This window comes from Streptomyces sp. NPDC004610, assembly GCF_040609715.1.
Classification (GTDB): Bacteria; Actinomycetota; Actinomycetes; order Streptomycetales; family Streptomycetaceae; genus Streptomyces.
In genome coordinates this window covers 26,082-39,712 of sequence record NZ_JBEXLA010000042.1, presented here as the reverse complement: position 1 = coordinate 39,712, position 13,631 = coordinate 26,082, and the positions used below count along the sequence as shown (strand labels likewise).

The 13,631-nt window shown below is 74.0% G+C and carries 13 protein-coding genes; 3 read left to right on the top strand and 10 right to left on the bottom strand.

Annotated elements, in window-relative coordinates; translation table 11 throughout:
• Nucleotides 1-82: 82 nt before the first annotated feature.
• Together ABZX40_RS34890 and ABZX40_RS34885 are read left to right on the top strand one after the other, a co-directional pair.
• Complete coding sequence (locus ABZX40_RS34890) at nt 83-1,198, top strand: hypothetical protein (protein ID WP_355746700.1); 1,116 nt, start codon at nt 83-85, stop codon at nt 1,196-1,198.
• A 99-nt stretch (nt 1,199-1,297) separates the two neighbouring features.
• Nucleotides 1,298-2,182: a DUF3592 domain-containing protein gene (locus tag ABZX40_RS34885; protein ID WP_355746703.1), complete on the top strand. Its 885-nt coding sequence runs from the start codon at nt 1,298-1,300 to the stop codon at nt 2,180-2,182.
• 42 nt (nt 2,183-2,224) lie between these two features.
• Here ABZX40_RS34885 and ABZX40_RS34880 read toward each other — a convergent pair whose 3' ends face one another.
• The 6 genes from ABZX40_RS34880 to ABZX40_RS34855 all read right to left on the bottom strand — a co-directional run bounded on the left by ABZX40_RS34880 (nt 2,225) and on the right by ABZX40_RS34855 (nt 6,511).
• The gene (locus ABZX40_RS34880; protein ID WP_355746706.1) at nt 2,225-3,850 is read right to left on the bottom strand and encodes a DEAD/DEAH box helicase; all 1,626 of its coding nucleotides are present in this window, start codon (nt 3,848-3,850) and stop codon (nt 2,225-2,227) included.
• 84 nt (nt 3,851-3,934) lie between these two features.
• The gene (locus ABZX40_RS34875) at nt 3,935-4,138 is read right to left on the bottom strand and encodes a cold-shock protein (RefSeq protein ID WP_355746708.1); all 204 of its coding nucleotides are present in this window, start codon (nt 4,136-4,138) and stop codon (nt 3,935-3,937) included.
• A 220-nt stretch (nt 4,139-4,358) separates the two neighbouring features.
• Nucleotides 4,359-5,027 carry a GNAT family N-acetyltransferase gene (locus ABZX40_RS34870; protein WP_355746709.1) on the bottom strand — a complete coding sequence of 223 codons (669 nt, stop codon included), beginning with the start codon at nt 5,025-5,027 and terminating at the stop codon, nt 4,359-4,361.
• Nucleotides 5,020-5,664: a hypothetical protein gene (locus ABZX40_RS34865; RefSeq protein ID WP_355746712.1), complete on the bottom strand. Its 645-nt coding sequence runs from the start codon at nt 5,662-5,664 to the stop codon at nt 5,020-5,022. Before ABZX40_RS34865 ends, ABZX40_RS34870 begins: the two co-directional genes overlap by 8 nt.
• Nucleotides 5,654-6,259, bottom strand: a complete 606-nt coding sequence (locus ABZX40_RS34860) for a TetR/AcrR family transcriptional regulator (protein ID WP_355746715.1) — start codon at nt 6,257-6,259, stop codon at nt 5,654-5,656. Before ABZX40_RS34860 ends, ABZX40_RS34865 begins: the two co-directional genes overlap by 11 nt.
• Nucleotides 6,260-6,340: 81 nt before the next feature.
• Nucleotides 6,341-6,511 (bottom strand): hypothetical protein, encoded by a 171-nt coding sequence (locus ABZX40_RS34855; protein WP_355746717.1) that lies wholly within the window; start codon nt 6,509-6,511, stop codon nt 6,341-6,343.
• A gap of 163 nt (nt 6,512-6,674) precedes the next feature.
• Here ABZX40_RS34855 and ABZX40_RS34850 point away from each other — a divergent pair, with 163 nt between their 5' ends.
• The gene (locus ABZX40_RS34850; RefSeq protein WP_355746719.1) at nt 6,675-10,640 is read left to right on the top strand and encodes a helix-turn-helix domain-containing protein; all 3,966 of its coding nucleotides are present in this window, start codon (nt 6,675-6,677) and stop codon (nt 10,638-10,640) included.
• Here the strand turns inward: ABZX40_RS34850 and ABZX40_RS34845 are convergent.
• The 4 genes from ABZX40_RS34845 to ABZX40_RS34830 all read right to left on the bottom strand — a co-directional run bounded on the left by ABZX40_RS34845 (nt 10,619) and on the right by ABZX40_RS34830 (nt 13,608).
• The gene (locus tag ABZX40_RS34845; RefSeq protein ID WP_355746722.1) at nt 10,619-11,758 is read right to left on the bottom strand and encodes a low specificity L-threonine aldolase; all 1,140 of its coding nucleotides are present in this window, start codon (nt 11,756-11,758) and stop codon (nt 10,619-10,621) included. The two genes, ABZX40_RS34850 and ABZX40_RS34845, sit on opposite strands and share 22 nt — an antisense overlap.
• Before the next feature lie 66 nt (nt 11,759-11,824).
• A complete protein-coding gene (locus tag ABZX40_RS34840) occupies nt 11,825-12,406 on the bottom strand; it encodes an XRE family transcriptional regulator (protein ID WP_355746725.1) in 582 nt (193 codons plus the stop codon).
• Between the two features lie 195 nt (nt 12,407-12,601).
• Nucleotides 12,602-12,868 (bottom strand): hypothetical protein, encoded by a 267-nt coding sequence (locus ABZX40_RS34835; protein WP_355746728.1) that lies wholly within the window; start codon nt 12,866-12,868, stop codon nt 12,602-12,604.
• Between the two features lie 119 nt (nt 12,869-12,987).
• Entirely contained in the window at nt 12,988-13,608 is a 621-nt protein-coding gene (locus ABZX40_RS34830; RefSeq protein ID WP_355746730.1) for a DUF5994 family protein, read from the bottom strand.
• Between the last annotated feature and the right edge of the window lie 23 nt (nt 13,609-13,631).

The window sequence follows — 13,631 nt, the reverse complement described above, 5'->3', positions numbered from 1 at the left end:
GTGAGGGACGGGAGGGCAACGGACCCCCGAGTTCCACCGATCGGCCTACCGCCCGACACCCTCCCCCGGCACAATCACCGGTATGACGATCACCACGGGTGGGCCGCCGCGGCACAATGTCGCCCTCGAACTCGCCCGTGGCCTGCTGGGCGGTGGGGTGATCGGCGTCTCGCTGGCCTCGCTCGTGGTCGGCGTGATCATCGAGAATGTCCCGCTGTTCGTCACCGGTCTCGCCCTCCCCCTGGTCCACGGCCTGCTCGTCTTCGTCCCCGGCGCCAGGCTCCGCGCCCGCCGGGCGGCCGTGGTGCCCCGTACGGCACTCGCCGTGATCGAGAGCGCGGAGGTCGCCAAGGGCGGGGACAGCGACGTACCGGTCGGCTTCGAGCTGACCGTCGCGCCCGACGACGCCCCCGCGTACCGCGTGCTGCTCACCCATCACGTCAATCCGGTCGATCTGCCCGACCGCCGTCCCGGCGCTGTCCTGGTGGTTCAGTACCCGCCGGACGAGCCATGGCGGGTGAAGATCGTGCGCCGCCCGACACCGGAGTGGGAGCGGCGTGCCGCCGGGGCCCGGATCGACTCCGTGCCCGGACCGGCGATGCTCAGCGAGCGGCCGGACAGCGCGGCCCTGGGCTGCGGGGGGCTCCTCGCGGTGCTGCTCGGCGCGGCGCTGATCGTCCTGCTGTTCCGGGCCGAGTTGTTCGACGGCGAGTCGGCCGAGGGACGGCAGCCGTCCCCGTCCGTCTCCTCGTCCACCTCCACCTCGACCTCCACCACGATCGTGACCTCGGCGACCGGCACGGTCACCCTCGGCGAGGGCCAGTCGCTGCTGGACGAGGGCGCGCTGCGACGGGCCATGGAGTCGCTCACCGAGGCCAAGGACGGGGACGAGGCGCTCACCGTCGTCGTGCAGGAGCGGATGCTGACGGTGGTGTTCGTCCCCACCGGCGACTCGGCCGGTACGGCGGCGACACCGGGCTTCGACCCGAAGTCCCTGCCCTACGACCGGATCCCCGCCCTGGTCGCGGAGGCCGAGCGCACCCTCGGCACCGGCACCCCCCGGACCTGGCAGCTCACCGCCGACCGGACCATGGGCTCCCTCACCCTCCGGGTCGCGGTCACCGGCTCCGAGGGCACGGGCCTGCTGGAGGCGGACGGCGACGGCGAGGTCGTGCGGCGCACACCGGCGGCGGGGTGAGGGGGGCGGGGTGACGGGCCGAGGTGACGGGGCCGGGGTGACGGGTCCGGGTCCGGACCCGGAGAGAGCCACTGCGGACATGGGGAGAGAGAAGGCGTCATGAGCTGGCACGGCTATATCGCGCTGTGGTGCGCCCTGTGCGCCGCGGTCGCGCTTCTCGGCTACGGCCGCTCGCTCGCCGGGATGACCCGCGCCCAGCGGACGGTCCGGACCACGGGACGGGTCGAGGAGGTGCGCGAGCTGCGGCACGGGGGCTCCCGCCGGGACGGGGTACCGGTGGTCGTCACCTTCCAGGACCCGGCCACCGGGCAGGAGTTCACCGTCACCAACGACCGGGACCGCGGCGAGACGGTCACCGCGGCCTGGATCGGCCGCAGGGTCGCGATCCGCTACCACCGGGGCAGACCGCACGCCTACGAGTTCCACTTCACCGGCGAGGCACCCGGCGAGGAGCCCGAGCGGGACCGCGGCCTCGGTGTCCCGAACTGCGCCGTCTTCCTGATCTACGCCGGGCTGGTGACCGGCGCGGCGATCGAATGGGGCTGGCCCTGGGCGCTGATCGCCACCTGCGGCCCCCTCGCCGTCGGCGCGGCCCTGCAACTGCCCGAATCCCTGCGCGCCACCGACCGGCGCCGGGCGACGACGGCCACCCTGGTCGCCGTCCCGGCCCGGGTCGTCGCGGTGCTCCGGGACGTCTCCACGGACGGGGAGGGCAGTTCGTACACCACCTGGACCCCGGTCGTCGACTTCACCACGCTCGACGGCACCGCCGTCACCGCGTACTGCCCGACCGGGATCCCCGACCCCGAGAAGTCCCGGGGCCGGACCTTCACGCTCCACTACAACCCCGCCGACCCGGCCCACTTCACCCCGGCCATGACATCCGAACAGCGCTCCCACGCGCTGGACGACGCCTTCACCATCCTGTTCCTGCTGGCGACCGTGGCGGCGACGGTCGCCGGGGCGATCCTGCTCTGGCGGTGAGGCCGCCCGGTGGGGCCAGGCGGTGGGGCTGGACGGCGAGGGTCAGGCGGTGGGGCGGCGGGTGCCGCGGCGCCCGCCGGAGCCGCGCCGGGCCGCCGTACCGGATGCCGAGCCAGAGGTCGAACCGGAGCCGGAGCCGGAGCCGTTGCCCCGGCCCTCCGTCGCCGCCGCGCCCGGCTGTCCGGTGCCGCCGCCCTCGCCGCGTCCGCGCCGCCGGGACCGTCGGCCGGGCTCTCCGCCCGCCTGGGCCCCGCCCGACTGACGGGCCCCGGACTGGGGGCCACCGCCGGACCTCCGCCCGCCCGACCGGGACGCACCGCCACCGGACCTGGCGGACTTCGCCGCCCTGGCGGGCGCCGGCGGCTGCGGTACCTCGATCGTCACCGGCACCCCGGACGGCTCGCGCGCCCCGGTGATGGTGGCCAGCTCGGTGTCACCGGAGGTGAGGCGGGTGGTGCGGGGCCGGATGCCCGCGTCCGACATCAGCCGGGTGACGTCCCGCTTCTGCTCGGGCAGCACCAGGGTGACCACACTGCCGGAGTCCCCGGCGCGCGCCGTACGGCCGCCCCGGTGGAGGTAGTCCTTGTGGTCGGTGGGCGGATCGACGTTGACGACCAGATCGAGATCGTCGATGTGTATGCCACGGGCGGCGACATTGGTCGCCACCAGAGCGGTGACCTGCCCGTTCTTGAACTGCTCCAGGGTGCGGTTGCGCTGCGGCTGGGAGCGTCCGCCGTGCAGGGCGGCGGCGCGGACCCCGGCGGCGAGCAGCCGCTTGGCGAGCCGGTCGGCGGACCGCTTGGTGTCGAGGAAGAGCAGGACCCGGCCGTCGCGGGCGGCGATCCGGGTGGTGACGGCCTTCTTGTCGGTCTCGTCCTGGAGGTGGAGCACATGGTGCTCCATGGTGGTCACCGCGCCCGCGGACGGATCGACGGAGTGCACCACGGGATCGGTCAGGAACTGCTGGACCAGCCGGTCGATATTGCGGTCCAGGGTGGCCGAGAACAGCAGCCGCTGCCCATCCTCCCGAACCTGCCGGATCAGCTTGACGATCTGCGGCAGGAAGCCCATGTCCGTCATCTGGTCGGCCTCGTCCAGCACGGTGATGCGGACGTCACCGAGTACGCAGTCCCCCCGCTCGACCAGGTCGTTGAGCCGACCCGGGCTCGCGACGACGACCTCGGCGCCGCGCCGCAGCGCCGCGGCCTGCTTGGTGATCGACAGTCCGCCGACGACGGTGGCGAGCCGCAGATTCACGGCGGTCGCGTAGGGGGTGAGGGCGTCGGTCACCTGCTGGGCGAGTTCCCGGGTGGGGACGAGGACCAGGGCGAGCGGCGCCCGGGGCGCGGCGCGCAGTCCGGCGGTCCGGCCCAGCAGGGCCAGCCCGAAGGCGAGGGTCTTGCCGGAGCCGGTGCGTCCCCGGCCGAGGACATCACGGCCGGCGAGGGAATTGGGCAGGGTGGCGGCCTGGATGGGGAAAGGGGTGGTCACCCCTTGGTCGCTGAGGGTTTTCAGCAGTCCCTCCGGCATGTCCAGAGCTGCGAAGTCCTCGACTGCGGGAAGAGCGGGTGTCGTGTTCTCCGGCAACCGGAATTCCTGCGGCGCCGACGCGGCGGGGCGGGGCGACGGGGCACGTCGTTTGGGCGGCTTCTGGGACCTGCGGGACATACGGCTCTCTGCCTTCCTGGAAACACACAACCGGGGCCGCACCATGACGGTGCAAGCCCCGGTGAGCGAAAACGCGCCCGGCGATCAGGCGGGGAGAATGTTCTCCGCCTGCGGACCCTTCTGGCCCTGCGTGACATCGAAGGAGACCCGCTGGCCCTCCTGGAGCTCCCGGAAGCCCCGCGTCGCGATGTTCGAGTAGTGGGCAAAGACGTCGGGACCGCCGCCGTCCTGCTCGATGAAGCCGAAGCCCTTTTCAGAGTTGAACCACTTGACGGTTCCCTGTGCCATGATCTTTTCCTTCTGTAGGCAGAGGCCCCATCCGGAGAAGCCGGAAAAACAAATAATGCGCCTGAGGATAAACATTCCCGTCAGGCGCACATAGGTTCATGGGTACCACAACTGCAACGTCGAAACTTTAGCACAGGCCACTGCCCGGATTGGGGACGAGAGGGCGCCGGGAGTGTCCGCCGTGACCCATCTCTCACCACGGATACGGCAGCCGCCGCTCTCACCCGCTCCCGCGCCCCGGCCGCCACATCGCCGTCACCGTCAGGCCCCCGAGGCGGGTGCGGGCGAGGACCCCGAAGCCGAAGTACTCGTAGAACGGCTCGTTGGCGGGGTCGGCGGTGGTGAGGAAGATGCCGTCGCGGGCGGGGACGGTGTCCACCGTGTGGGTGAGCAGACGGCCCCCGGCGCCCCGGCCGCGGGCCCCCGGCGCGACGCCGAGGAACTCCAGGGTCCAGGCGCCGGGCGGGGCCTGCGGCTCGGTGGCGTGCAGATAGCGCAGGGTGCGGAGCAGCGGGCGGGGGCCGCAGTGGCGGAGGGTGGCCAGGCTCCAGGTGGCCGAGGCGCGGGCGGAGGGCTCGGCGCCGGGCGGGGTGAGCACGGCGGCGGCTAGCGGGGCGGGTGCTGGTATCGCTGCTGGCGCTGGTGCCGGTGCCTGTACGGGTGCTGATGCCGGTGGCCTCTGAGGGGCGTCGGTCAGGACCGTCCGCCGGGCGCCCGGGAGGGTCGCCTGCGTCGCCAGGGTCGCCGCGAACCAGCGCTCCCGTACCGCCGTCGAGTCGCCGCAGATCCAGCGGGTGGCCGGTTCCCGGGCGAAGGCGGCGGCGAGGACGGCGCCGCACTCCTCGACGGAGGCGTTCTCGCGCACGGGGGAGAGGGAGCCGTCAGTCATGCGCCCCCCTCGCCCTCGCCCTCGTCAGCCGCAGCGGAGCCTCCGGTACGAGATGGCACACCAGCAGCTTCAGATGGAACAGCGGCGCGAACCACACCAGCGCGAGCGGCACCGTCAGCCAGAAGAGATTGACCAGCACCACCGCCGTCCAGACCCCCACCGCCACCGGACGGGCCAGCCCGGCAGGCGCGTACTCCACCGCCGCCGCCCCGGCCAGCAGCAGGCCCGCGTTGCCCAGCGTCCAGCCGATGTCGCCCTCCAGCACCACCGTCCCCAGCACCGCGAGATGCAGCAGATGGGCCGTCACGAAGAGCAGCCGGGCCCGGCGGGCGCCCGGAGCGCGCCGGTGGTACCAGCGCTTGGCCGCGTTGGTGGCGTTGGTGAGGATCCCGCCGATCAGATCCAGCCCGGCGACCAGGACGACCGTCAGCTGCACGGCGGACCAGGACTCCCGTGTCGCCGAGGCCGCGGGCGACCACAGCCCGGCCACCAGCAGCGCCGCGCACAGCAGCCCGCCGCCGATCTCCACCGCCGACTCGGCCCGGGACTTGCCGGGACCGAGGAACCGTTCCAGACGGCCCGCCAGGCCCGGTGGCGTCGGCGGTATCTCCCAGTCCACCACCGGCTCAGCGCGCATCCCCGGCTCCTTCCCGGCCGCCCCAGAGGCCGCGCAGCAGCAGCCACACCGGGGCCCGGTCCACCGCGCGGCCCGCCGCGAGGTCCGGCAGCGCCCACTCGTCCGCCGCCCCCAGGACGGCGGCGGTGGCCGAGGCCATCAGCGCGGTGTCGATGTCCGTACGGATCACCCCGAGCCGCCGGCCGTCCTCCACGAGGGTGACGAACCAGCCCCGCCAGGCCGAGCCCCCGGCCCGCGCGAGCGCCGCCCCGGCGAGGGCCAGATCGTCCGGGTGCGCGGCCAGATGCAGGGTCAGCGCGTCCGCGCTGGACTCCAGCCGCGACCAGAAGGCCGCCGGGTCCGGGGCGGGGGAGTACGGGCCGAGGGCCGCCAGCAGCCGGGCCAGCACCTCGTCCAGGACCGCGCCGAGCAGATCCTCCCGGCCGTCGAAGTAGTGGTAGGCGGCGGTCTTCGACATGCCCGCCGCCTCGATGATCCGGTTGTACGAGGCGTCCTGCGTGCCGTGCTCGGCGAAGTGCGCGCGGGCCACGGCCAGGATCTCCGCCTGCCGCTCGGGCGGCAGACGGTGGAAACGGGGGAGGGGTGGGGGTGTCATGGGAATGAGTGTACGTACTGGTGGGGTGTACCGCTAGTACACCCTCGCTTCGGCTGTCGGCTGTTGGCTGTCGGCCGCCGGTCAGTCGAACCACAGGGCCAGTACGCCCAGCACCAGCGACCGGAGCGTGACGGTGGCGGCGAAGGCCCTCGCTGTGAGCCTGGCGCCGAGCACCACGACCAGCAGCGCCAGCACGGCGAGCAGTGCGGAGGAGGGGGCGGCGGGGGCGGACGGGGAACCGGGTCCGTGCATGGTGGGCCTCCGGGGTGCGAGCCGCCGTCCGGGCGGTCCGGACGGGGTGAGCCCCGACTTTCGGCGTTCCGGTGTTCGCCGCCGTTCGCCGCGAACACAATGAACGCGGTCGCCACCGGGGGGAGGGGGGACGGGCGGAGGGGGGCCGGAGGAGCTGGGTGGTGTGGACCGGAGGGGGGCCGGGGACATGCGGGACGACGACGAGCCGCTCGGCGCGCTCAGGAGCGCCCCGGACGATCCGCTCGGCGTGCTCAAGACCACCCTGCGCGAGGCGATGGCGCGGCGACGCCTCCAGGTCGGCCAGTTGGAGCGGCGGTCCGGGCTCAAGCACACCACCGTCAGCCAGGCCCTCAACGGACGCAAGGTGCCCAGCGCCGCCACCGTCCGCGCCCTCGCCCGCGCTCTGGACCTGCCCGCCGACGACCTCCTCGCCCTGCGCGAGCGCGCGCTGCGGGGCGCCGCGCCCGGGGTGGACGGCTGCCCGTACCCCGGGATGGCGGCGTTCGGCGCGGACCGGGCCGAACTCTTCTTCGGGCGGGACGAGTTGATCGCCCGGCTGGTCGGCGCGCTCGACCGGCGGGCCCGGAGCGGGGGTATCCAGCTGGTGATCGGCGCGTCGGGCGCCGGGAAGTCCTCGCTGCTGCGGGCCGGGCTGGTGCCCAGGCTGCTCGCCGGGGCCCTGCCCACGGAGGGGCTGCCGCCCGTCCCGGTGGTCCTCACCCCGACCGCCGAGCCGGGCGCGGTGCTCGACCGGTACCGCGAGGAGCGGGACCGCGCGCCCGACGCCCGGCATGTCCTCGTCGTCGACCAGTTCGAGGAGCTCTTCACGGAGTGCCGTGCCGAGGCCGAGCGCCGCCGCTTCATCGACGCCCTGACCCGGCTCGCCACGCCGGGCGCCGACGGCACCCCACCGGCCGCGCTGGTCGTCGTCGGACTGCGCGCCGACTTCTACGCGCCCTTCCTCGCCCACCCCGCCCTGCTCGCCGCCTCCGACGAGCCCCTCACCGTCGGCCCGATGACCCCCGCCCAGCTCCGCGACGCCATCACCGGCCCCGCCGCCGGGGCCCGCCCCCGACTCCGGCTCGACGGCGGCCTGGTCGAACGCCTGCTCGCCGACCTCGGCACACGCTTCGACGCTCCCCCCGCCCCGGGCGGCCACGACGACCGCGACGGTTACGGGGGTTACGGCGGTGATGACGGTTATGACGCCGGGCGGCTGCCGCTGCTCGCCCACGCGCTGCGCGCCACCTGGACCGTGCGCACCGGCGACACCCTGACGCTCAAGGGCTACGAGACCACGGGCGGCATCCTCGGTGCCGTCCAGCGCTCGGCGGACCGGGTCTGGGAACGGCTGGACGGACCCGCCCGTGAGGAGGCCGACGCGCTGTTCCGGCGGCTGGTGCGGGTCGGCCGGGGCGAGGCCGACACCCGGCGCCGGGTCACCCGGGACACCCTGTTCGCCGCCAGCGGCAGACCGGAGGTGCTCGCCGGGGTCGTGGACGCCTTCGTCGCCGAACGACTGCTGACGCAGTACCAGGACACCGTGGAGATCACCCATGAGGTGCTGCTGCGGGCCTGGCCCCGGCTGCGGGACTGGGCGCAGGAGGAACGGGCCCGGGATCTGGTCCACCAGAAGCTGGAGGACGACGCCGCCGTCTGGCACCGGCGCGACCGGGACCCGGCGCTCCTCTACCGGGGCAGTGTGCTGAGGACGGCCGAGGACAGCGTGCCGGGACGGCGGCGCAAGACACCGGCCCCGGAGGGGCGACCCCCTTCTCCCTCCTCCTGGGGTCCCGGCTCGCCCGTCGCCCGGGACTTCCTCGCCGCCGCCGTCCGGTTGCGGCGCCGGAGTCTGGTCCTGCGGCGCGGTGCCGTCGCGCTGCTCAGCGTCCTCGCCCTGCTCGCGACCTCGGCCGCCGTCTACGCGCTGCGCCAGCGCACCGCCGCGCAGGACGAGCGGGACCGCGCACTGGCGGCCCGAATCGCCTTCGAGGCGGACCGGGTCAGGGCCGCCGATATGTCGCTGGCCGCGCAGCTCGACGCCGCCGCGCACCGGCTGGACCCGGCCGAGGACACCTGGGCGGAGGTGGTCTCCGCCGCCGCGAACCCCCTGTCCGAGCCGCTGCCCTGGCAACTGTCCCGCGAGGACATGGTGGCCTTCGGCGCCGACAGCACCACCCTCCACGGCTTCGAGGCGCTGCCGCTGGCCGATGACACCACCGTCGCCACCTGGCGGATCGGCGAGGAGCGGCCGGGCCGGGGACTGACCGCGACCCTGCCCCGGGACTGGCGGCCGGTGCGGTGGATGAGCGTGAGCCCGGCCGTCCCCGTGATGGCGGTCCGCGACGACCGGGGCCGCACGGGCCTGTGGGACACCCGCGACCCGGCCCGCCCGCGCCTGCTCACCCTCCTCGACCCGGCGGTGGTCGCGGTGGAGTTCGCCCCGGACGGCGCCGTGATGGCGACGGTGGCGGATGTCGGGGGCGACGCCGGACAACTGTCGAACGTGGACGAGACCCGCGTCCGGGTGTGGGACATCGCCGACCCGGCCCGCCCCCGTCCGCTGACCCCGTCCTTCGGAGCGCCCGGCACCGCGATCGACACCGTCTCCCTGGCGAACGGCGGGCGGACCCTGGCCACGGGGGCGCTGCGGGAGGCGAGCGGCATCCAGCTCTGGCGCGTCGGGCCGAAGTCGCCCGACACACCCCCTGAACCGGTCGGCAAGCCCTTCGCCAAGGGCGCGAACACCTTCCGGCTGCGCCCCGACGCACGGGCCGTCGCCGTGCTCGCGGGCCATCGGGCGAGCGTCTGGCGGCTGGACGACGGCCCGCCCACGGCCACCGTCCTCGGCAACCCGCCCGCGAACGTGGGCGCCCTCGCCTACAACCGGGACGGCACCCGGCTGGCCACCGCCTACACGGACCGGCCCGAGGTACAGCTCTGGAACGGCGATGTGTCCCACCTGGAGGCGGTGGGCCCGCCCCTGACCGGCCACACCACCCCGGTCGCCGCCCTCGCCTTCGCCCCCGACGGCACCTCCCTGGCCACCATGGACGAGGAGACCGTACGGCTGTGGCGGTTCCCGGCGTCCACCCCGGTGACGGCGGATGTCTTCAGCGACGGCGGCACCCTCGCCTACCGGCGGGACGGCGATCTGCTGCTGCTCAAGGTCCTCGGCGAACGCCTCCAGCTCTGGGACACCTCCGCCCCTCTGCGCCCCCGCCGCCTCGCCGAGCTGGACGCGCCCTACCTCGCCGACGGCGTGTTCGGCCCGGACGACCGCACCCTGATCACCTACGACGGCCTGGGCGAGGTCGCGTTCTGGGACATCGGCACCCCGAGCGCGCCGCGCCCCACCGGAACGGCGTTCCGGCCCGGGGAGGGTGAGGTGACCTCCTTCGCCCTGTCCCCGGACGGCCGGCTGCTCGCCGTCGCGGTCGACGAGGGCGTGGCCCTGTGGGACGTCGGCGACCCCGGACAGCCCCGGCACACGGGCACGCTCAAGGAGTCCGGGGCGGTCACCGGGCTGCTCTTCACCCCGGACGGCCGGGGGCTGCTCACCCTCGGCGACACATCGGGCGCCGACCTCTGGGACGTACGGAACCCCACCTCCCCGCCGTCCGAGGAACGCGCCACCACCGACACCGTGACCACCTACGACAGCGCCGCCTTCGCCACGGACACCCGGGTGCTGCTGACCGGGCTGTCCAGCACCGTGCTCGGCGGCAGCGTCTGGATCTGGGACACCGCGCGCCCGGCGGGCCCGGACAACCCCCAGGAGATCCCGACGGGACAGACCGGCCCGGTCGACTTCGTCGCCGTACAGCCGGGAACGGGCGTGGTGGCGACCGCGGCCCAGTACGGCTCGGTGCGCCTGTGGCACCTGGAGGACACCCGGCTGCGCCCCCGGGGCGGCCCCCTCACCGGCCACGGCCCCTCCGCCCCACCCGTCTTCGCCCCCGACGAGCCCGTCCTGACGATCGGCCCGAGGGGCGGCACCCTGCTCCTGTGGCCCCTCGACATCGCCGACGCCACCCATCAGGTGTGCGCGGCGAGCGCGGGGGCGCTGGGGGTGGAGGAGTGGGGGGCGGTGCTGCCGGAGATGGACTACGCGTCGGCGTGCGACTGACGCCCGTCCGGCCCCGCGGGTTCCCGGCGGGTGTGGCGGTCGACCGCTTCGAGGAGGTGGTCGATGGCGTCGGGGGTGTGGGAGAAGGCGGTGACGAAGCGGACGACGCCGGGTTCCCAGCGGTCGTGGTAGAAGACATAGCCCTCGGCGAGGAGCCCTTCGGTGACCTGCCGGGGCGGGCGGCAGAAGACGATGTTGGCCTGCGGGGCGGCCAGCAGACCGGTGCCGGGGATGGCCTTGAGACCGTCGCCGAGGCGGGCGGCCATCGCGTTGGCCTGGCGGGCGTTGCGCAGCCAGAGGCCGTCGCTGAGATAGGCGTCGAGCTGGGCGGTGTGGAAGCGCATCTTCGAGGCGAGCTGACCGGCGCGCTTGGTGCGGAAGGCGAGTTCGGCGGCGAGCGCGGGGTCGAAGGAGACGATGGCGTCGGCGGTCATCGCGCCGTTCTTGGTCGCCCCGAAGGACAGGACGTCGACACCGGCCTTCCAGGTCATCTCGGCCGGGTCGGCGGCGAGATGGTCCAGGGCGTTGGCGAAGCGCGCGCCGTCCATGTGGACGCGCAGACCGGCGTCCTTGGCGATGGCGGCCAGACGGCGGATCTCGGCGAGGGAGTAGACGCTGCCGCTCTCGGTGGCCTGGCTGATGCTCACCACGGACGGCTGCACACTGTGCACGTCCCCGGCCCGCCGCCGCACGGCCCGCTGGAGCGCGTCGGGGTCGATCTTGCTGTCGGGGCCCGGGACGCCGACGAGTTTGGCGCCGCCGGTGAAGAACTCGGGGGCGCCGCACTCGTCATGGTGGATATGGCTGTCGGGATGGGCGAGCACGCTGCCCCAGGGCGGGGTGAGGGCGGCCAGGCCCAGTCCGTTGGCGGCGGATCCGGTGGAGACCGGGAAGACATCGACGTCCCGCTCGAAGATCTCCGCGAGCCGGTGGCGGGCCCGGTCGCTGAAGGGGTCGTTGCCGTAGGGGAGCACCTGCCCGACGGCGGCCTCGGCGACGGCCTGGGCTATCCGCGGGGAGGCCCCGGCCATGTTGTCGCTGATGAAGGCGCGGGTGGTGGGGGTGATGGGGGTGGTGGTGGGGAGGGCAGTAGGGGTGGTGGCGGGGCTGGAGGGCATGAGGGGGCGTCCTTGGTCTCAGGTCTCAGGTCCAGGGGTCAGATCTCAGGGGTCGGTGCTCAGGTCTCAGCTGCTGATCGGGGAGGCGAAGACGACGGTGATGTCCACGTCCTCGGCGCCGGTGCGGTAGAAGTGCGGGGCGTCCCCGGCGAAGGCGAGCAGATCGCCGGGGCCCAGGTCGTGCGGGGCGTCGACCGGGCCCGCGGTGACGTGCCCGGTGGCGACGAGCAGGTGCTCGATCGTGCCGGTGGCGTGCGGGACGCCCGCCAGTTCTGTCTCCGGCGGGATGCGCAGCCGCCAGATCTCCAGGCTGTTGCCGCTGCTGATCCGGCGCAGCAGTTCCCGGGAGACCTCACCGGGCTCGCCGTCCGTGGCGGGCCTGAACACCGGCCCGGTGTCGGCGTCCCGCGCCAGCAGGTCGGCGATCGGGATGCGCAGGGCGATGGCGATGGCGTCCAGGGTGTCGATGGTCGGATTGCCGTTACCGGCCTCCAGCTGCGACAGCGTGGCCTTGCTCAGCCCGGCCCGCCGGGCCATCTCCGCGGCACTCATACCGCGCTGCTGGCGCCGCAGCCGGATCTTGGCGCCTACGGCGGCGGCGGTACTGCTTACCGGTGGTCGGTTGGGGGGCGGGGGCGGGGGCGTCATCGGTGGTTTCCGGGGATGGAGGCGGGGGTGCGGGTCGCGGGGGCGCGGTTGTCGGTTGGGTGAACCATGGGTTCACTATAACGAACGATGAGGCGGGAACGGCGAGAATGGCGAACCTCTCGTTCATTTCAATGAACGCGCCTACGCGCCGCTCCCCTCCCCGGCTGCCCCGCGTGATGGCTCCCCGGACCGGTGTCAGATCTCGTCGGAGTGGGCCCCGGTGCCGGCGGGGCCCAGGCCGGGGGTCGGCTGTGAACGGGCGTCGTCGACGGGTGTCGCCGTGTCCACGGTGAGATGGAGCCGGGTGTCGCCGTCCAGGCCGGGATAGCTGCGCTGTTCCGCACCGGCGAAGCGGTGACGCAGTGTCTCCGCCACGGCTCGGGCGGCTTCGGGGGTGCGCGCGATGATCCGCACCTCGGCGTGGCCGAGCGAGGGCAGGGTCTGGGGCTCGATGTACTTCATGGGGGCGGGTTCCTTTTCTGGGCGGGTGTTCGGTATGTGAAGGGGCAGCGGATGCCGAGGGGCAGGGGTGAAGGGCGGTGGCCGTCACTGTCAGGTGGGGACGATGGTCCCCGCGGGGCTCACTCGCAGGCGGTTCCGCGCAGTGGCAGACGGCGGCGGGGAAGCAGACCCCCGGGCGGGGACATACAGGCCCCGCCCTCGCCCTCCCAGATGTCCTCCCGGCGACGGGCGTCGCGGATACCGCGTCCGATGGCGGTCTCGTCGGCCATCAGCATCGCCGCGGTGAGGACACTGCCCGGCATCGCCGCGGCGGCCATCAGACGGGCGGCTGCGGCGGGTGCCGTCTCGGGCGGGACGACGAGGAGGTCCCAGCGGCCGACGGTGTAGGCGAGCAGGATCAGCTTGTCGGGGTCCTGCTCGGTGAACCAGCCCACGTGCAGCTTGTGCCTGTCCACGACGACGGTGCGCGGTATCACGGGCCAGCGGGTGGGGTTCACGGTGACGCGGGTGATGCGGCCCCAGGGCTCCGCCAGGGCGGCGGCCAGCGCCGGAAGTTCGGCTATGAGGTCGCGGGAGCGGGGCCACCAGGCGCCGTCCAACTGACCGGCGGGGGCGGTCTTCGGGGCCTTGGAGGTCTTCGGGGTCTTCGGCGTCTTGAGGGTCTTCGGGGTGAGGGACAAGCGTGCCGGAGGCTCTGCGGCGAGGTCGCGGGGCGCGGTCCGGTCGAAGGTGATGGTCATGATGCGGACCCTGCCCCCGGGCT